The organism is Nonomuraea sp. NPDC050394 (assembly GCF_044459065.1).
In the GTDB taxonomy this organism is placed as follows: Bacteria; Actinomycetota; Actinomycetes; order Streptosporangiales; family Streptosporangiaceae; genus Nonomuraea.
In genome coordinates this window covers 836,008-853,024 of record NZ_JBITIO010000002.1, presented here as the reverse complement: position 1 = coordinate 853,024, position 17,017 = coordinate 836,008, and the positions used below count along the sequence as shown (strand labels likewise).

Below are 17,017 nucleotides of genomic sequence, written 5' to 3'. Positions count from 1 at the left end.
GCCGCGATCTCTCCCCGTCGAGATCGCGGCTTCGCCGTACCTGGGAGAAATTTTGGGGTGGGATATGCGCGAATGCGGCCATTTATCAATGGTGCGCATTCTGATGGCGATACTGATGGTGATGCCGGGGCAGGCGGGAGACGGGCGGGTCGTCTACCAGCGGGAGGCCGGCGTCGTGGCCGGCGGCTTCGTCCGGGCGGGCGCCTGGGAGGTGGCCCGCTGGACCGGGCCGATGCGGCGGATCGGGTTCAACGCCACCGAGATCGTGCCCTCGTGGACCGCGGCGACGCCGCCGGGCAGCTGGGTCAGGGTGGAGCTGCGGGTGCCCGGATCGGGGTGGTACGTGATGGGCCGCTGGTCCTACGACGGCGTGCGGACCACCGTGAAAGGGCAGGCCGACGCCCAGGGGCGGGTCGCCGCCGACGTGTTCAAGGCGGGGCGGGCGGTGAGCGCCTACCGGCTGCGCGTGTCGCTGTATCGGCGGCCGGGCTCCGCCGTACTGCCGGAGATCCGCACGCTCGGCGCGGTGGCCTCGCGCGCGGGCGGGACGCGGGCCCGCGGCGGGCGCGCGTGGGGGCGGGAGCTCGCGGTGCCGCGCAAGTCGCAGCTCGCGCACGCCGGCCACGGCGGCGCGGCGTGGTGTAGCCCGACCGCCACCGCGATGGTGCTGGCCTACTGGAAGAAGGGGCCGCGGCCGGGGGAGATGTCCTGGGTGCCGCGTTCCGACCCGGACCCGGCGGTCGACCACGCGGCCCGGCACACCTTCGACAAGGCGTACGGCGGCACGGGCAACTGGGCCTTCAACACCGCCTATGCCGGAAGTTTCGGACTCGACGCGTCGGTGGCCAGGATGCGCTCGCTGGCCGAGGTCGAAGACCTGGTCGCCGCGGGGGTGCCGGTCGTGACCTCGCTGGCCTTCACCCGCGAGGAACTCGGGTACGCCTCCGACGGCCACCTCATGGTCGTCACCGGCTTCACCCGCGACGGCGACGTCATCGCCAACGACCCGGCGGTGCGTGGCGTGCGGGCGATTTACCCGCGCAAGGCCTTCGAACGAGCCTGGCAACGTTCCAGTACGGGCACCGTCTACGTCATCAGGCCCTTCCGGGCCGGCGCTTAACCGAATATCGTTCGGTTCATGTACCCGGGAGCCATCGCAGCAGTCACCCCCGACAAGCCCGCTGTGATCATGGCGGGCTCCGGGGAGGTCCTCACCTACCGCCGGCTGGACGAGGAGTCGAACCGGCTGGCCCACCTGTTCCGCTCCGCCGGGCTGCGGCCGGGCGACCACATCGCGTTCATGCTGCCCAACCATCCGCTCTTCCTGGCCGTGGCCTGGGCCGCGCACCGATCCGGCCTGTACTACACCGCGGTCAGTTCCCGGCTGCAGGCCGGCGAACTGGCCTACATCGTGGACAACTGCGAGGCCCAGGTCTTCATCACCAGCGTGGAACTGGCCGAGGTGGCGCAGGCCGTGACCGGCGTACGGCTACGCCTCATGCTGGACGGCGTGGCCGACGGCTTCGACTCCTACGAGCAGGCGGTGGCCACGCAGCCGGTCACGCCGATCGAGGACGAGTCGCAGGGCGCCGACATGCTCTACTCCTCGGGCACCACCGGCAGGCCGAAGGGTGTCAAGCCCAAACTGTCGCACGCGGCGCTGGACGAGCCGGGGGCGTTGTTCAACCTGGTGTCGTTCCTGTTCGCGCCGGAGCGGGACAGCGTCTACCTCTCGCCCGCGCCGCTCTACCACGCCGCGCCGCTGCGCTACTGCATGACCTTCCAGCGGCTGGGCGCGACGGTGGTGGTGATGGAGAAGTTCGACCCGGTCCGCTACCTGGAACTTGTCGAGAAACATCACGTCACGCACTCGCAGCTCGTGCCCACCATGTTCATCAAAATGCTCAAACTTCCCGAAGAAGAGCGGACAAAGCGGGATATTTCCAGTCTCAAGTTCGCGATCCACGCGGCCGCCCCCTGCCCCGTCCCCGTCAAGGAGCAGATGATCGACTGGTGGGGCCCGATCGTCCACGAGTACTACGCCGGCACCGAAGGCAACGGCTTCCTCTACGCCGGCCCCCAGGACTGGCTCGCGCACAAGGGCACCGTCGGCCGCTCCCTGCTGGGCAAGGTGCACATCCTCGACGAGGAAGGCAACGACCTGCCGCCCGGCGAGCACGGCACGATCTACTTCTCCGACGGCCTCACCTTCGAATACCACGGCGATCCCGGCAAGACCCGCGCCGCCCAGGACCCGGGAGGCCGCGGCTGGACCACCCTCGGCGACATCGGCTACCTGGACGAGGAGGGCTTTCTCTATCTCACCGACCGCCGTTCCTACATGATCATCTCCGGCGGCGTGAACATCTATCCCCAGGAGTCGGAGAACGTTCTGGCCCTCCATCCCAAAGTGGCCGACGTGGCGGTCTTCGGCGTACCGGATGAGGAGATGGGTGAGCAGGTCAAGGCCGTGGTGCAACCGGCCGACCTGAACGAGGCGGGACCCGCGCTGGAGGCCGAGCTCATCGCCTACTGCAGAGCCCGGCTGGCCCACTTCAAGTGCCCCAGATCCGTGGACTTCCGGGAGGAGCTGCCCCGCCATCCCACCGGCAAGCTCTACAAACGGTTGCTCCGCGACGAGTACTGGCCGAAGCCGGCCTGAGAATCGCATGAGAATCTCACCGCCCCTGACTCATCCGACCAGGGCGGATAAGGCCCGCGTCAGCCCGTTCAGAAGCCTCTGATCACCGGCTTAAGCTGCCTTAACAGCGACATTGGCACCCTTGAGGCATCGGGACTTGAGGAGATGACGATGGACGCGAACGAGCCTCGCGAGCAGGGCTGGACCCAGTTCGGCGCCAAGCCGCCGGCCGCCGGGGGCTTCCCCAGCCAGGACACGGCGATCCTGACGCCGCCGCCCCCGCCGCCGCCCGCGGCCAGGAAGCCGGGCTTCACCGGGGGGCAGAAGGCGATCGCCGGCTTGGCGCTGGCGGCCATGGCGATCGGCGGCGGTGTCGCGGGGGCGGCCATCACGAGCGCCTTCCAGACGCCGCAGATCGTCCAGTCGGCGCCGAGCCCGGCCTTCAAGCCGGCCTCCAACCAGATGACGATCAGTGAGGTGGCGACCAAGGTACAGCCGTCGGTCGTCATGATCCAGGGCCAGAACGCCGGCGGATCCGGCGTCGTGCTCTCCGAGGACGGCCTCATCCTCACCAACAACCACGTCGTCGCCGCCAACGGGAAGGGAAGCCCGCTGTCGGTCAAGTTCAGCGACGGCAAGACCGCCAAGGCCGCCGTCGTCGGCACCGACCCGTCCACGGACCTGGCCGTCATCAAGGCCGAGGGCGTCTCCGGGCTGACCAAGGCCGAGCTCGGCGACAGCGACCAGCTGAAGGTCGGCGACGCCGTCCTGGCCATCGGCAGCCCGCTCGGCCTGGAGGGGACGGTCACCTCCGGCATCGTCAGCGCGCTGGACCGCACGCTCAACGTCGGCGGCGAGCAGGAGCAGCAGATTCCGCCCGGCTGGGGCCGCGGCGGTCAGGACTCCGCCCCGCCCACCAGCATCGGCGGCGCCATCCAGACCGACGCCTCGATCAACTCCGGCAACTCGGGCGGCGCGCTCGTCAACGCCGCCGGCCAGGTGGTGGGCATCAACACCGCGATCGCCACGAACGGCAGCAACGGCAGCATCGGCCTGGGCTTCGCCATCCCGGTGAACACCGCCAAGCAGGTGGCCGACCAGCTCGCCGCCACGGGAGCCGTGAAGCACGCCTTCCTCGGCGTGAGCGTGACCGACGCCACCGGGGACGTGCCCGGGGCGCTGGTGCGCCAGATCACCGAGAACAGCCCCGCTGCCAAGGCCGGACTGAAGCAAGGCGACCTCATCACGCGAATCGGCGACAAGCCGGTCGATGGTGGGGATACGGTGGTCGGACAGGTCAGAGGTTTCAAACCGGGCCAACAGGTCAAGATCATATACATGAGGGACGGGAAGCAGAGCGAAGTGACCGTTACCCTCGAAGAGAAGAAATAGGACCCCCTCACGGACGGGTGCGCCGTCGAGATCGCTGCGGACTCGGCGGCGCACCCCCGTTCGTACCCGGGGCGGCGGCTAGGCGAAGCGGCGCCCCTCGTCACGGCGGTAGGCCCAGGCGGCCAGCGCGGCCGTCACGACGATCCAGACGGCCAGCGTCACCAGGGCGGTCACGTTCGGAGCCACGCCAGTGACGGCCCACCACATGAGCTCACCGGCGCCCCTGCTGGGCAGGAACAGCGACAGCGTCTGGACGAACGACGGCATCATCTGCAGCGGCAGCAGGAGCCCGCCCAGGATGGCCAGCGGGAAGAACGCCACCTGCGACACCGCGATCGCCCCCTTCGACGGCATCATGTAGCCGATGAACAGGCCCAGCAGCATGAACGGGATCGTCGCGGCGGCCAGCGCGCCCAGGGCGAGCGCCAGCCGTAGCGGGGTGATCTGGGCCGTGGTGAAGGCGGCGGCGATGATCAGGACGGGGATCACCGAGATGAACATGGCGATCACCGTCGTCACGATCCGGCCGGCGAAGGCTGGCAGCGGCCCGGCGGGCAGCGTGCGCAGGTAGGGGTTCCAGGGTTGCTCGCGATCCTGTGACACCGAGATGGACAGCGAGATCAGCGCGGCGGAGATGGCGCCGAAGAGCATCATGGAGCCCGTGGCCCGCGTGGCGTTGACCGGGTCGTCGCCGGCGAACGGCACCACGAACGCCAGCATCGTCGCGGCGGGGAAGAAGGAGCTGGCCACGAGACCGATCGGCACCCGCAGTTGCTCGATCATCAGGTAGCGGGTGTGGGCCAGGATCAAGCTGGACATGCGCACTCCTCAGGCGGTGACGGGCTCGGGGGCGGTCAGGTGGAGGAAGGCCTCCTCCAAAGAGGTCGGCCGGATCTCCAGGCCGGTGAACGGCGTCCCGCTGCGGACCAGCGCCACCACCAGGTGGTCGGCGTCGGCGGTCATGAGGTGGGTGCGCTCGCCGTCCCGCTCGCTGGACAGCACGCCGGGCAGTTCCGGCAGGGCGGCGGCGGTCAGCGAGACGCGCTGCACGCCGACCATGTCCCGCACCGCGCGGACGGTGTCGTCGGCCAGCACGCGGCCCTGGGCCACGACGATGACCCGCTGGGCCAGCGCCTCGATCTCCTCCAGGTAGTGGCTGGTCAGCAGTACGGTGCCGCCGTCCTCGTGGAAGGCGCGGATGCCGTCCCAGAGGGTGCGCCTGGCCTCGACGTCCAGGCCGGTGGTGGGCTCGTCGAGGAAGACCAGCCGAGGGTCGCCGGCGAAGGCGAGGGCCACGGCCAGGCGGCGCTTCTGGCCGCCGGACAGCCCGCCGATCTGGCGCCGGTCCAGGTCGGCCAGGCCGAAGCGCTCCAGGAGCTCGCCCTTGGGACGGGCCTTCGGGTAGTGGCTGGTGACGAAGCCGACGACCTCGCCCACACGCAGCGCCTCCGGCAGGCCGGTTTCCTGCGGGGTGACGCCGATGCCGCGCCGTACCAGGGGGTCGGAGGGGGAGCCGCCGAGCAGCTCGACGGTGCCGGAGGTGGGGCGGCGCAGGCCGACGAACAGGTTGATGAGGGTGGACTTGCCGGCGCCGTTGGGGCCGAGCAGGCCGACGAGCTCACCGGCGCGGATCTCCAGCGAGACGCGGTCGAGGGCGAGCACGCCGCCGTAGCGCCGGGTGACGTCGATGGTTCGCGCGAGAACGCTCATGTGGTGCCTCCAGCGGTGTCGAGCAGGGCGCGGATCGCTTTGGTGTACTCGTCGAAGGCCGCCCTGCCGCGTTTGGTCAGCGCGACGTAGGTGACGGGGGTGCGGCCTTTGTGGGTTTTGGTGATCTCCACGTAGCCGGCCTCTTCGAGCTTGGACAGGTGGACGGAGAGGTTGCCGGCGGTCATGCCGAGCACGTCCTTCAGGCCGGGGAAGGCGAGCCGGTCGCCGTCGGCCAGCGTGCTGAGCGTCGCCACCACCTTGAGCCTGGCCTGGGCGTGGATGACGGGGTCGAGCTCGTGGTTCACCGCTGCCTCCGCAGCCACAGGCCGGTGGTGACGGCGCCGCCACCTCCGAGGACCGCCAGCAGCAGGTAGATCCAGCCGCCACCCAGCACGGTGCCGACCACGTCGACCACCACGACCCAGACGCCCAGCAGGAACTGCGGCCACAGGCGGTAGACCGCGCCGCCGGCCATGTAGAGCAGCCCGGCGACCAGCATGAACAGAGAGGTGTAGAACGGCCCGATGGTGTCTTCCTGGAGAAGCGGGACGAAGCGCGTGGCGATGATGCCCATGGCGTTGAAGCCGACGAACCAGGCCAGCCCGTACATCGCGCCGCGTGCCTCGGACTCGCCCTTGATGTGGCCGCCGGAGCGGAGGAGGGCGATGATCATGAGGACGAAGGCGATGATCTGGGTGGCCCAGAGGACCGTCAGCCCGACCTGCCAGGTGATGGGCAGAAGCCCGTTCCCGTCCCCGGCCAGGCCCTGGCCGAGGAAGAGCGTGCCGAAGCCGACGAACCAGGCCACGCCCCACGGCACGTACATGAGGAGCGGGTCCGGCACGAACCTGCGCATGGCCGCCGTCCGCTGCTCCTCGATGAGACGCAGCATCTCCGCGGGGGTCGGTGGGGCCTCTTCGTCCGTCATCGCCAAACTCCTCGCTCACTCAAACTGGTTTGAACTATAAACCAGAGGAGTTTGCGATGCAAACCTGAGGGCTCAGCGGCGGGTGAGCGCCTCCGACTGCCAGAGGTCGCGGTAGTAGCCGGGGACGGCGACCAGCTCGTCGTGGCGGCCGCGCTGGATCGCCCGGCCGTGCTCCATGACGATGATCTCGTCCACCTGCTCCAGGCCCTTGAGACGGTGGGTGACCAGCAGCGTCGTGCGATCGTGGGTGACGTCCAGCAGGTCGGTCATCAGGGCGTCGGCCGTCTCCTCGTCCAGGGCCTCGGCGGGCTCGTCGAGGAGCAGCACCTGCGGGTCGTACAGGAGCGCGCGGGCCAGGGACAGGCGCTGCAGCTGGCCGCCGGAGACGGTCCTGCCGTCCTCGCCGAGCTCGGCGTCCCAGCCGGTCCTGCTCACCCACTGCTCAAGCCGGGCATCGCGTACGGCACGCGCCAGCTCGTCGTCCGTCGCGTCGGGACCGGCCAGCCGGAGGTTGTCGCGCAACGTGGTCTGGAAGATGTACGGATCCTGGGTGAGCCCGGTCATCAGCGTTCTCACCTGGCCGGAGTCGAGCTCCGCGGTGTTCACGCCGTTGACGCGGACGCTGCCGGACTCCGGCTCCAGCAGACGCATGAGGGCCGCCAGGACCGTGCTCTTGCCCGCGCCGCTCGGGCCCACCAGGGCCACGCGCCTGCCGGGTTCGAGCGTGAACGAGATGCCGTCCACGGCCGCGGGCGCGCCGGGCGCGTGCCGTACGACGAGGTCGTCGACCTCGACCGTCACCGGCCCGCCGGGCAGCGCGGCCGGAGCCGGCGGCTCGGTGACGGCCGGGGGAGCCGAGCGCACCTCGCGCAGGCGGCGCAGCGCGGAGGTGATGCCCGCCATGCGCTCGCCCGCCGCGGCCAGCGGCAGCACCGGCTCGAACGACACCAGCGCGGTCAGCGCCAGCACCGCCGTCGCCACCGTGTCCGCGCCGGCCGCACGGGCGGCCAGGACGATCCCCGCCACCGTCAGGCCCTGCACCAGCGTGCCCACGCCGAGCGAGGCCGCGTGCACGCGGGACTGGCGGCGTTCCAGCGCGGCCAGTTCGGCGTCGGCCTCCATGGCCTTGGCCAGGGCACGCTCACCGGCCCCGTACGCGGCCAGGTCGGCCGAGCCGTGCACCAGGTCGGCCACCCGCTCGGCCAGCGCGGCCCTGGCCGGGGCCAGGCGGGCCGACCAGCGGCGCGCGGCGGCGGCCGTGCCCGCGGGCAGCAGCACGCCGGCCACCACCAGGCCCGCCAGCAGCACCAGCGCGGCGAACGGCGCCAGCGTCAGCGCGATCACGACCGCCGCCGCGCCGGTGATCAGGGCGGCCGTCGCGGGCAGCAGGACGCGCACCAGCAGGTCCTGGACCGCCTCGGTGTCGTCGACCATGCGGCTGAGCAGGTCCGCGCCGCCGTGCCTGGGCCGCTGGGGCGCGATGAGCGCGCCGTAGAGCCGTTCGCGGGTCTCGGCCTGGGCACGCAGGGCGACGTCGTGGCCGGTCAGGCGTTCGGCGTAGCGGAAGACGCCGCGGCTCGTGGCGAAGGCGCGGGTGGCCACGATCGCCACGCTCAGCGCGGCCAGCTCCGGCTGCTCGGCGGCCCGCGTGATCAGCCACGCGGCGGCGGCGATCAGCCCGAGCCCGGCCAGATCGGCCGCGGCCCCGGCCAGCACGGCCCAGACGATCCGCAGGCCCATGCGCCGCTTCACCGGATCTCCCTCACGTCGTCGCCGGAGCCCGCCACGGTGGTGGCGTCGCGGCGGGTGTCGGACAGAACCCGGCCGGCGTGGATGCGGATCACCCGGTCGGCCAGGTCGATCATGGCGGGCCGGTGGGCGACGATGACCGCGGTACGCCCCTCGGCCAGGGCGGCGGTGGCCTCCACGACGGCGGCCTCGCTGCGGCCGTCGAGGCGGGCCGTGGGCTCGTCCAGGAGCAGGACCGTGGCGCCGGGGCGGCAGAACGCCCTGGCCAGGGCGATGCGCTGGCGCTGGCCCGCCGAGAAGTTGGCGCCTCGCTCGCCCACCGGGGTGTCGTACCCGCCGGGCAGGGCCTCGACGAAGGCGTCGGCGTGGGCGGCCTTGGCGGCCTGCCGTACCTCGGCGAGGGTGGCGCCGGGGGCGCCGAGGCGGATGTTGTCGGCGACGGAGGCCGCGAACAGGTGCGGGCGCTGCGGCACGAACGCCAGTTCGTCGGGGGTGTCCGGCGGGCGCCCGCCCACCAGTACGCGTCCGGAGGCGGGGGAGACGAAGCCGAGCAGCAGGTGCAGCAGCGTGCTCTTGCCGCCGCCGCTCTCGCCGACCAGCGCGACCCGCTCGCCGGGCGCGATCACGAGCGAGACGTCCTCCAGCGCCGCGTCCTCGCGGCCGGGGTAGCGGACGGTGACGTTCTCCAGCCGGATCTCCGGCGGCCCCTCGCCGCGCTCCGTGCGCGCCGGCGCGGACGCGGGCTTCACCTCTTCATCCAGTACGGCTTCATCCAGTACGGCCTTATCCAGTACGGCTTTATCCAGTACGGCGAAGGCCGCGTCGGCCGCCGCCACACCCTCCATCGAGGCGTGGAAGCGGGTCCCCATCATCCGCAGCGGCAGGTAGGCCTCGGGCGCCAGCAGCAGGACGAGCAGCGCGGTGGTGAGGTCGAGGTTGCCGCCCAGCAGCCGGAGCCCGATCGGCACCGCCACGAGCGCCAGCGACAGCGACGCGCACAGCTCCAGCACCAGCGACGACAGGAACGCCACCCGCAGCGTGCGCATCGTGGCGCCCCGGTGCGCGTCGGCGACCTGCTCGATGACGGTGGCCTGGTAGCGGGCCCGGCCGAAGGCGCGCAGCGTGGGCAGGCCGCGCACGACGTCGAGGAAGTGCCCGCCGAGCCTGGCCAGCGCGTGGAACTGCCGCTCGGTGGTCGCCTTGGTGTGCATGCCGACCAGCGCGCCGAAGATGGGGATGAGCGGCAGCGTGACCAGCACGATGACCGCGCTGGCCAGGTCGGCGGCGAACAACCGGATGAGCACCGCCAGCGGCACCACCCCGGCGACCGCCATGGCGGGAAGGTAGCCGGTCAGGTACGGGTCGAGCCGGTCGAGCCCGCGCCCGGCCAGCGTGACGAGCTCACCGGAGCGGTGGCCGGCCAGGCGCGCGGGTCCCATCTCCTGCAGCCGGCCGAGCAGCCGCTCGCGCAGCGCCGACTTCACCCCGGTCGCGGTACGGCCGGCGAACACGCCCTGGCTCCACCCGAGCAGCGCCCGCAACCCGACGACCAGCGCCAGTACGCCCAGCGCGGCCAGCGTGAACCTGCCGGACAGCACCCCGGCCAGAAGCTCGGCCTGGACGAGCACGAGCAGTCCCGCCAGTGTGGCGGCGGCCAGGGTGACGGCCAGATGCCTGCGCACCGACTGCTCGGCCCGCATGAGCCGCAGGAGATCTTTGTGCACGAGTCCTCAGAAGAACGACGGAGTACGGATGGCGCCCCGGAAGGTCCGCCAGACCCATACTTGCGCGCCGACCATGATGGGCGCGAACGGCAACACCATGAAACTGAGCACATTCAGGCTGGAACCGGCCGCGGAGGAGGCCATGAGGAAGCCGGCCGACCCGATGAGCAGGGCGATCACGGGCGCCGCCGCGGCCAGGCCGGTGAGCAGGAGCCGCGCCGCCTTCCCGCCTTCGCGCCAGTTCAGGAACGCCTGCCCGTGCAGCGCGAACAGCACGGCCAGCAGCGCCCCGAGCCCCAGTCCGAGCGGGTGCGGCGACGGGGCGGTGAACCCGGTGGCCGCGGCGTACAGCGCCACCCCCCACCCGGCCGACAGCCCGAGCGAGCCCAGCGTGATCATGAGATCCCAGAAGGAGCGCCACGCGGCGCCGTCCATGCGGCGGCGGAACCACAGTCCCGCGTCACGCAGCACCCAGGACAGCAGCATGGCCACGACGATCGGATAGAGCCCGAACAGGACGGGTCCCTCCAGCATCGGGTAGACCCCGAACAGCGCTCCGGCCACCGCGACCAGCCACACCTCGTTGGCCAGCACGAACGGCGCCATGGCGGCCACCATCCGGTCCCTGCGGGCCTGGGGGCGGCCCAGCATCAGCAGGCCGACGCCCAGGTCGAAGCCCTCCAGGGCGAAGTAGCCGGCCAGCAGCACGGCGAAGATGACGAACCAGATCAGTTCCATGTGAAGGCTCCTAGAGGCTCATCGCCGGCCGGCGGTCCTCGGCGGGGGCGCCGAGGGCGAGGTCGGCGGGGCCGCGCCGTACCACGCGGACGATGAGGACGTAGTCGACGACGGCCAGCAGGCCGAGCACGGCGACGAACCCGATCAGAGAGGCGGTGATCATCCCGGACGTGAGCCCGGGGGACATGGCGTCGGCGACGGAGAGCTTCTCCCAGATCATCCAGGGCTGGCGCCCGATCTCCCTGGCCATCCAGCCGAGGATGGACAGCACGAACGGCAGCGGCGTCATGATGATGAGGATCGGGTAGGTCCAGCGCCAGGTGGGCAGCCAGCGGACCAGCGGCAGCATCACCAGCATCACCACGAACCAGAGCAGCTGCCCCAGCTCGATCATGAAGCCGAGCCCGACGGCGGCGCCGACGTTGTTGTCGAACTTGTCGGTCTCGATGACGGCGAACTGCCCGTAACCGGCGACGACCGCCAGCGTGATGCCGATCGCGGCGGTCGTCACGCCCGTGCGCAGCGACTTGGTGAAGAACTCCCCCTCGTGGGTGCGGCGCCTCAGCTGGTACGCGCTGGCGCCCACGAAGACCATGCCGCCGGTGAACAACGCCGCCCCGATGATGTGCGGGAAGGCCAGGACCAGCGCGGGGTTGGTCAGCAGCGCACCGAAGTCGACCAGCTCCATGTGGTCGCCCTTGACGACGGAGCCGACCGGGTTCTGCAAAAAGGAGTTGGCGACCATGATGTAGAACGCGCTGGCGTAGGCGGTGAGCGTGACGATCCAGATGCAGGCCAGGTGGAGTTTCTTGGGCAGCCGGTGCCACCCGAAGATCCACAGCCCGAGGAACGTCGACTCCAGGAAGAACGCCACCAGCGTCTCCATGGCCAGCGGCGCTCCGAAGACGTCGCCGGCGTAGTGCGACAGCCCGCTCCACGAGAGTCCGAACTGGAACTCCATCACCAGCCCGGTCACGATGCCCAGGGCGTAGTTGATCACGTAGATCTGGCCCCAGAAGCGGGTCATTCCCTCATAAAGCCGCTTGCCCGACAGCACCCAGCGCGTGTTGAGGATGGCCACCAGCGGAGCCAGTCCCAGCGTGAGCACCACGAACAGGAAGTGCAGGCTACCCGTCAGCGCGAACTGCGTGCGCGCCAGATCCAGTGCCTCCATGGACTCCGTCCCCGTTGTTGTTGTGTCTGCCTACATATAGGGAGCCTACATGTAGACTGCCTATATGACGAACGGGAACCTAGGATTGTCGCCATGAACCCGGACGCGCTCCGCGGCCATCTGGACGCCCTGCTGCTCTCCGTACTGGAGCACGAGCCACTCCACGGCTACGCGATCATCGAAGCCCTGCAGGAACGCAGCGGCGGCGCGCTCAGCGTGCCCACGGGCACGGTCTATCCGGCGTTGCGCAAGCTGGAGCGCGTGGGATACCTCGCCAGCGAATGGGCGACGGTCGGCGGCCGCAAACGCCGCACCTACCGGCTCACCGGCTCCGGCAGGCGGCAGCTCGAAGGCGAGCGATCCGCCTGGCGGGAGTTCACCGCCACGATCAGTGGTGTGCTACGGCCGTCCTCGTGATGCGCAGGCACCGCACCGCGCAGTACAACTGCACACCGGCCAGCACGTAGCTCAAGACCGTCACCATGACGCCCGGGGGATAGGCCGTGAAGCCGATCGGCCCCTTCACCCCGATCGTCAGGATCAGGCCCAATACCGTGGTGATCGCCAGCATGGCCAGCACCAGCCCGCCCAGCGACCGGGTCACCAGCCGCGCCTTGGGCAGCAGCCGCGCGCCGCGCCCGAGTGCCAGCAGCGACAGCCCGCCGCTCACGCCCACCGCGACCTGCAGCAGGTCCAGCGCCAGCGAGATCGCGCCGAACCAGGCCGGCTTCTGCGCCCAGATGGTCGGATCAAGCGGAAACACCCGCCAGAGCATCGCCCAGGCCAGCGCCGTCAGCGGCACGCTCACGAACAACAGCCCGCCCAGCCTGCGCCCCGCGCACGCCGTCAGCTCGCTCTGGTAGCCGGGCGCGATCTCCTCGACACTCCCGAACTCCCGTACGGCCAGCCGCTCGGCCTCCTCGCGCGCCAGCCCGTCCGCCTCGTAGGCGTCGGCCGTGTCGATCAGGCTGTCACGGGCCTCGACGACCATGTCGCGCCTGGGTCCCGTCGGCCCGTACAGGGCCCGGCCCAGATCGGCCACGTAGTCGTCGATGAGCATGGCTCGATTCTACGGACGGCGGCCCCGGGGACTCATCAGGGATTCCCCCGATATTGATATGTAGGATAATTCCTACGTATAGTGGCCGACATGGAAATCTCCACTGTGACCATCCCCGTCTCCGACCAGGAGACGGCCCTGGCCTTCTACACCGGCCCCCTCGGCATGGCGATCAGGACCGACAACCCGTTCCCGATGGGCCGCTGGCTCACCGTCGCGCCGGAGGGCGGCACGACGACGTTGCTGCTCGCCTCGTGGTTCCCCGAGATGGCCCCGATCGGCGGCCTCATCCTGACCGCGCCCGACCTCGACGACCTGGCCGGGCGCCTGAGGTCGGCGGGAACCACCGCCGACGGCCCGTCCGACGAGCCCTGGGGACGCCAGCTGCTCTTCCAGGACCCGTTCGGCAACGGCTTCGTCGTCAGCCAGAGCTGATGTCGTCCGACGCCCTGTTCGCCGCGCTGGCCAGTCCCGCGCGGCGGCGGTTGCTGGAGCTCCTGCTGCGTGAGGGGGACCAGCCCGCCGGGCGGCTGGCCGAACGGTTCGACATGAGCCGCCCCAGCGTGTCCGAGCACCTGAAGGTCCTCAGGGACGCCGGTCTGGTGGCCGAAGCCCGCCAGGGACGCGAGCGCCATTACCGGTTGGAGGCCGAGCCGCTGATGCGACTGCGCGACTGGCTCAGCCCGTACGAGCGGTTCTGGCGGGAGAGACTGACCGCCCTCGGCACGGTCCTCGACGACATGCCCGAGACGATGGATGAGCAGGATGATGACTGACGACCTGACCGCGATTCGCGTCGACCACTTCTACGCCCACCCGCCCGCCAAGGTCTGGCGCGCCCTCACCGACCCCGAGCTGATGGCCAAGTGGCTGATGCCCAACAGCTTCCGGCCGGAGATCGGCCACGAGTTCACCTTCACCACCGAGCCACGCCCGAACGTGGGCTTCGACGGCATCGTGTACTGCCGGGTGCTGGAGATCGAGCCGGGGAAGCTCCTGAAGATCAGCTGGAGCGACCGCAAGAAGGCCGACTGGACGGTGAGCTGGCGCCTGGAGGGCGAGGGCAGGGGGACCCGCGTCTTCCTCGACCACGAGGGCTTCGACCCGGACGACCCGGCCCAGCAGTTCAGCCGCAAGATCATGGGCGGCGGCTGGCGCACCCACCACTTCACCAAGATCGCCGAACTCCTGGCCACCATCCCCTGACCCCTCCCGCCCCGCGCCACGCCGCCCCGCGCCACGCCGCCCCGCGCCACGCCGCCCCCCCGCGCCGCGCCGGCCCGGCCCGGCCCGGCCGTGTGGGTTGCGCCGGTCTCCGGGTGGGGGTCTTCTCGCCGGCGCGGCGCTCGAAGCGGGGAGGTGGCCACGGCTGTGAAGCCCCGGCCGCCTCCCGCCGGGTCTTGAGGTCCGGCGCCGCCGTCTCCGGGCGATGAGCGCCTCTTCTGCCCGGAGACGTGAGAAGGACCTCGCCGTCGACGAAGGGCGAGGTCCGGAGGGTCAAGCCGTCAGGCCTGGTCGGCCTTCTTGAGCTCCTCGGCCAGCTCCGACCGGATGGAGTCCATGTCCAGCGCGCGCACCTGTCCGATCAGGTCCTCCAGGGCCGGAGCCGGAAGGGCACCGGGCTGGGCGTAAACGACGATGCCATCGCGGATGGCCATGATCGTCGGGATCGAGGTGATCTCGAAGCCCTGGGCCAGCGCCTGCTGGGCCTCGGTGTCGATCTTGCCGAAGGTGATGTCGTCGTGCTTCGTCGACGCCTTCTCGAAGATCGGCCCGAAGGTACGGCAAGGCCCGCACCACGCAGCCCAGAAGTCGAGCAGGACGATCCCCTTGTCGGCGATGTCGTTGAAGTTCTTCTCTGTTACTTCGATAGTCGCCACAAGTGGCTCCTCGTATCGTCGTTGAAGTTGCAACGGTGTCAACCACTCACCGCTTTCCAGCATTCCATGTCCCGCCGGGCCCGCACACCAGGCTCCGGCGGGACACGCGATGCCGGTGCCTCGGTTCCGGTGATCTCGCCGTGGCGGCCGGGGTTGCCGTGGCCACCGCCGGTCACGGGCTGCTGGAAGGCCGATGGAACACTCTCGCGACCACCTCCGGCCCACTCTCCGAGGGGAGCGGCCGCCGTTGGCGTGGTGGCGAGGGCGGGCCGGGCGACCAGGGAGAGGGCGGGTACGGCCCTGACACCGACCCTGGCGAAGGCGGGTGTGGCCGTAGCGCGGGTGCGGGTGCGGCCGTGGTGTCGGCCGCGGTGCGGGTGCGGGTGCGGTCGTGGCGGTGGTGATGGGGTGGGTGCGGTCGTGGCGCCGGCCGTGGGCGGTGTGGGCGTGGTGTCGGGGGCGGGTGCGGGGCGTTGCCTGGGTTAAAACACGGATGGCCAGCGCTTTAAGGGCGGCTGGTTTCGTATATATCCGCTTGAAGGTGGATAGAGCGTTGATACGGCCAACCTTGACCGGCGGGGTCCCCGGGTATGACCACTGCATGGACTGGGTCACCTGCGCGCATTCCGGCGCCTGCACAGGCTTCGCACACCAGCCTCACGGCACCTGCCTGCTCCACACCACGCCCGAGGCGCGCGCGGAGGTGCTCCGCACCTTAACCCCCGGCCGCCTCGTGGACCTCCGCGGCACCACCATCGACGCCGAACTCCTGGACCAGGTCCTGGAGGCCACCGGACGCAGACCCGGCAGAACCCGCCTCGACCGCGCCCACTTCACCTGCGAGACGCGTTTCGCCGGAGTCGCCTTCCTCGGTGACGTCTCCCTCGACGGGGCCAGGTTCGACCGCCTGGCGTCCTTCTTCGGCGCCCGTTTCGAAGGCAACGTCTCTCTGGCCGGAGCGCGCTTCGCCCGCGAAGTGTCCTTCCACGGCGTACGGGTCCGCGGTCACCTGTCGCTGGACCGGGCCGTCCTGGCCCGCGACGCCCTGTTCAGCCAGACCGCCTGCGGCCGTGGCCTGTCCTGCGAGCGAACCCGGTTCGACGGGTTCGCCACCTTCGACGCCGCGAGCGTCGGCGACGGCGCCAGTTTCCGCGGCGCGCGCTTCGGCCGCACGCTGTCCTGCCGCAAGGTCGTCGGCCCGGCCGCCTTCGACGCCGCCCACTTCCTGGGCAACGTCTACATCTCGGTCACCGGCCGTCTCTCGGCCGCCCACGCGCACGCCGAGTCGGGACTCGACCTGTGCGTCACCGGCTCGGGCGCGGACCTGCGCCACGCCGAGATCACCGGCCCGCTGCTGCTGCGTCTCGCCGACGCCCAGGCCGACCTGGAATCGGCCGTCCTGCACCACCCGTCGGCCATCTCCGGCAGGGGCCGCTCCGGCCTCACCTCTCTTCGCGAGGTACGCGCCCCCGCGCTCAACCTGACCGGCCTGGACCTGTCCACCTGCCGTTTCGCCGGCTACAGCGACCCGGCGGGACTGCGCCTGAAGGACTGCGCCTTCGCGTTCACGCCCAGCGGCGTCCGTTTCGGGCTGCGCTGGCCGCCGATGCGCTGGTTCTCCCGCCGCCGCTCGCTGGCCGACGAACACCTGTTAAGAGGCTGGACCGCCCCCGGCGAGACCGCCGCCAGCGCGGAACGCCTCGCCATCCTCTACACCGGCCTGCGGGCAGGCCTGGACGACGAGTCCATAGCCAGCGACTTCGCCTTCGGCGCCATGGAGATGCGCCGCAAGGCCGGGGCGTCACGGCGATGGTGGCTGGCCCTGTCGTGGCTGCTGTGCGGCTACGGCCTGCGGATGGGCAGAGCGGCACTCTGGCTGGTCATCCTGATGGCGATCACGGCCGGTGTCTTCTGGACCTCCACCAGCCAGGCCACCCGCCGCCCCGTCCCCACCCAGCCCGACCCCTCCATCCACCTCCCCTGACACCCCGAAACCTCACCGAACCGGGGACGTTACGGCG

At 70.8% G+C, this 17,017-nt stretch carries 18 protein-coding genes; 8 read left to right on the top strand and 10 right to left on the bottom strand.

All coding sequences use genetic code 11. From position 1 onward, the window contains the following. Positions 1–103 precede the first annotated feature (103 nt). The 3 genes from ACIBKY_RS11975 to ACIBKY_RS11965 all read left to right on the top strand — a co-directional run bounded on the left by ACIBKY_RS11975 (position 104) and on the right by ACIBKY_RS11965 (position 4,033). Entirely contained in the window at positions 104–1,120 is a 1,017-nt protein-coding gene (locus tag ACIBKY_RS11975) for a C39 family peptidase (protein WP_397096652.1), read from the top strand. An 18-nt stretch (positions 1,121–1,138) separates the two neighbouring features. After that, positions 1,139–2,662: an acyl-CoA synthetase gene (locus ACIBKY_RS11970; protein ID WP_397096651.1), complete on the top strand. Its 1,524-nt coding sequence runs from the start codon at positions 1,139–1,141 to the stop codon at positions 2,660–2,662. A gap of 150 nt (positions 2,663–2,812) precedes the next feature. Continuing rightward, on the top strand, positions 2,813–4,033 hold the full coding sequence (locus ACIBKY_RS11965) for a S1C family serine protease (RefSeq protein ID WP_397096650.1): 1,221 nt from the start codon (positions 2,813–2,815) through the stop codon (positions 4,031–4,033). A gap of 78 nt (positions 4,034–4,111) precedes the next feature. Here the strand turns inward: ACIBKY_RS11965 and ACIBKY_RS11960 are convergent, their stop codons facing one another. From ACIBKY_RS11960 to ACIBKY_RS11925, 8 genes are all read right to left on the bottom strand, one after another. Beyond that, a complete protein-coding gene (locus ACIBKY_RS11960; protein ID WP_397096649.1) occupies positions 4,112–4,852 on the bottom strand; it encodes an ABC transporter permease in 741 nt (246 codons plus the stop codon). Between the two features lie 9 nt (positions 4,853–4,861). Further along, positions 4,862–5,743 carry an ABC transporter ATP-binding protein gene (locus tag ACIBKY_RS11955; RefSeq protein WP_397096648.1) on the bottom strand — a complete coding sequence of 294 codons (882 nt, stop codon included), beginning with the start codon at positions 5,741–5,743 and terminating at the stop codon, positions 4,862–4,864. Further along, positions 5,740–6,048, bottom strand: coding sequence for a winged helix-turn-helix domain-containing protein (locus tag ACIBKY_RS11950; RefSeq protein ID WP_397096647.1), 309 nt, complete (start codon positions 6,046–6,048; stop codon positions 5,740–5,742). The genes ACIBKY_RS11955 and ACIBKY_RS11950 overlap by 4 nt, the downstream gene beginning before the upstream one ends. Then, complete coding sequence (locus ACIBKY_RS11945) at positions 6,045–6,671, bottom strand: hypothetical protein (RefSeq protein ID WP_397096646.1); 627 nt, start codon at positions 6,669–6,671, stop codon at positions 6,045–6,047. Before ACIBKY_RS11945 ends, ACIBKY_RS11950 begins: the two co-directional genes overlap by 4 nt. Before the next feature lie 72 nt (positions 6,672–6,743). Continuing rightward, the gene (cydC, locus tag ACIBKY_RS11940) at positions 6,744–8,423 is read right to left on the bottom strand and encodes a thiol reductant ABC exporter subunit CydC (protein WP_397096645.1); all 1,680 of its coding nucleotides are present in this window, start codon (positions 8,421–8,423) and stop codon (positions 6,744–6,746) included. Further along, the gene (cydD, locus tag ACIBKY_RS11935) at positions 8,420–10,144 is read right to left on the bottom strand and encodes a thiol reductant ABC exporter subunit CydD (RefSeq protein ID WP_397096644.1); all 1,725 of its coding nucleotides are present in this window, start codon (positions 10,142–10,144) and stop codon (positions 8,420–8,422) included. Before cydD ends, cydC begins: the two co-directional genes overlap by 4 nt. A gap of 6 nt (positions 10,145–10,150) precedes the next feature. Continuing rightward, on the bottom strand, positions 10,151–10,882 hold the full coding sequence (locus ACIBKY_RS11930) for a cytochrome d ubiquinol oxidase subunit II (RefSeq protein WP_397096642.1): 732 nt from the start codon (positions 10,880–10,882) through the stop codon (positions 10,151–10,153). Between the two features lie 10 nt (positions 10,883–10,892). Further along, positions 10,893–12,056 carry a cytochrome ubiquinol oxidase subunit I gene (locus tag ACIBKY_RS11925; RefSeq protein WP_397096640.1) on the bottom strand — a complete coding sequence of 388 codons (1,164 nt, stop codon included), beginning with the start codon at positions 12,054–12,056 and terminating at the stop codon, positions 10,893–10,895. A gap of 93 nt (positions 12,057–12,149) precedes the next feature. Here ACIBKY_RS11925 and ACIBKY_RS11920 point away from each other — a divergent pair, with 93 nt between their 5' ends. After that, positions 12,150–12,473: a helix-turn-helix transcriptional regulator gene (locus ACIBKY_RS11920; protein ID WP_379626893.1), complete on the top strand. Its 324-nt coding sequence runs from the start codon at positions 12,150–12,152 to the stop codon at positions 12,471–12,473. On the opposite strand, the gene ACIBKY_RS11915 is transcribed toward ACIBKY_RS11920, so the two are convergent. After that, the gene (locus tag ACIBKY_RS11915) at positions 12,445–13,116 is read right to left on the bottom strand and encodes a permease prefix domain 1-containing protein (protein ID WP_397096638.1); all 672 of its coding nucleotides are present in this window, start codon (positions 13,114–13,116) and stop codon (positions 12,445–12,447) included. The genes ACIBKY_RS11920 and ACIBKY_RS11915 overlap by 29 nt on opposite strands. A 90-nt stretch (positions 13,117–13,206) precedes the next feature. Between ACIBKY_RS11915 and ACIBKY_RS11910 the strand changes: the two genes are divergently transcribed. Genes ACIBKY_RS11910 through ACIBKY_RS11900 form a run of 3 tightly spaced genes read left to right on the top strand, consistent with a single transcriptional unit; the run spans position 13,207 to position 14,322 of the window. Beyond that, complete coding sequence (locus tag ACIBKY_RS11910; protein ID WP_397096636.1) at positions 13,207–13,551, top strand: VOC family protein; 345 nt, start codon at positions 13,207–13,209, stop codon at positions 13,549–13,551. Then, positions 13,551–13,892, top strand: a complete 342-nt coding sequence (locus ACIBKY_RS11905) for an ArsR/SmtB family transcription factor (protein ID WP_397096634.1) — start codon at positions 13,551–13,553, stop codon at positions 13,890–13,892. Before ACIBKY_RS11910 ends, ACIBKY_RS11905 begins: the two co-directional genes overlap by 1 nt. Beyond that, positions 13,882–14,322, top strand: a complete 441-nt coding sequence (locus ACIBKY_RS11900) for an SRPBCC domain-containing protein (RefSeq protein WP_397096632.1) — start codon at positions 13,882–13,884, stop codon at positions 14,320–14,322. Before ACIBKY_RS11905 ends, ACIBKY_RS11900 begins: the two co-directional genes overlap by 11 nt. 299 nt (positions 14,323–14,621) lie before the next feature. Here the strand turns inward: ACIBKY_RS11900 and ACIBKY_RS11895 are convergent, their stop codons facing one another. Further along, the gene (locus tag ACIBKY_RS11895; protein WP_397096630.1) at positions 14,622–14,996 is read right to left on the bottom strand and encodes a thioredoxin family protein; all 375 of its coding nucleotides are present in this window, start codon (positions 14,994–14,996) and stop codon (positions 14,622–14,624) included. A 601-nt stretch (positions 14,997–15,597) separates the two neighbouring features. Here ACIBKY_RS11895 and ACIBKY_RS11890 point away from each other — a divergent pair. Next, complete coding sequence (locus tag ACIBKY_RS11890) at positions 15,598–16,980, top strand: pentapeptide repeat-containing protein (protein ID WP_397096628.1); 1,383 nt, start codon at positions 15,598–15,600, stop codon at positions 16,978–16,980. Positions 16,981–17,017 lie beyond the last annotated feature (37 nt).

Coding starts and splice junctions, on each gene's coding strand:
- ACIBKY_RS11975 (WP_397096652.1), top strand. CDS start 104: ATGGCGATACTGATGGTGATGCCGGGGCAGGCGGGAGACGGGCGGGTC.
- ACIBKY_RS11970 (WP_397096651.1), top strand. CDS start 1,139: ATGTACCCGGGAGCCATCGCAGCAGTCACCCCCGACAAGCCCGCTGTG.
- ACIBKY_RS11965 (WP_397096650.1), top strand. CDS start 2,813: ATGGACGCGAACGAGCCTCGCGAGCAGGGCTGGACCCAGTTCGGCGCC.
- ACIBKY_RS11960 (WP_397096649.1), bottom strand. CDS start 4,852: ATGTCCAGCTTGATCCTGGCCCACACCCGCTACCTGATGATCGAGCAA.
- ACIBKY_RS11955 (WP_397096648.1), bottom strand. CDS start 5,743: ATGAGCGTTCTCGCGCGAACCATCGACGTCACCCGGCGCTACGGCGGC.
- ACIBKY_RS11945 (WP_397096646.1), bottom strand. CDS start 6,671: ATGACGGACGAAGAGGCCCCACCGACCCCCGCGGAGATGCTGCGTCTC.
- ACIBKY_RS11930 (WP_397096642.1), bottom strand. CDS start 10,882: ATGGAACTGATCTGGTTCGTCATCTTCGCCGTGCTGCTGGCCGGCTAC.
- ACIBKY_RS11925 (WP_397096640.1), bottom strand. CDS start 12,056: ATGGAGGCACTGGATCTGGCGCGCACGCAGTTCGCGCTGACGGGTAGC.
- ACIBKY_RS11920 (WP_379626893.1), top strand. CDS start 12,150: ATGAACCCGGACGCGCTCCGCGGCCATCTGGACGCCCTGCTGCTCTCC.
- ACIBKY_RS11915 (WP_397096638.1), bottom strand. CDS start 13,116: ATGCTCATCGACGACTACGTGGCCGATCTGGGCCGGGCCCTGTACGGG.
- ACIBKY_RS11910 (WP_397096636.1), top strand. CDS start 13,207: ATGGAAATCTCCACTGTGACCATCCCCGTCTCCGACCAGGAGACGGCC.
- ACIBKY_RS11905 (WP_397096634.1), top strand. CDS start 13,551: ATGTCGTCCGACGCCCTGTTCGCCGCGCTGGCCAGTCCCGCGCGGCGG.
- ACIBKY_RS11900 (WP_397096632.1), top strand. CDS start 13,882: ATGATGACTGACGACCTGACCGCGATTCGCGTCGACCACTTCTACGCC.
- ACIBKY_RS11890 (WP_397096628.1), top strand. CDS start 15,598: ATGGACTGGGTCACCTGCGCGCATTCCGGCGCCTGCACAGGCTTCGCA.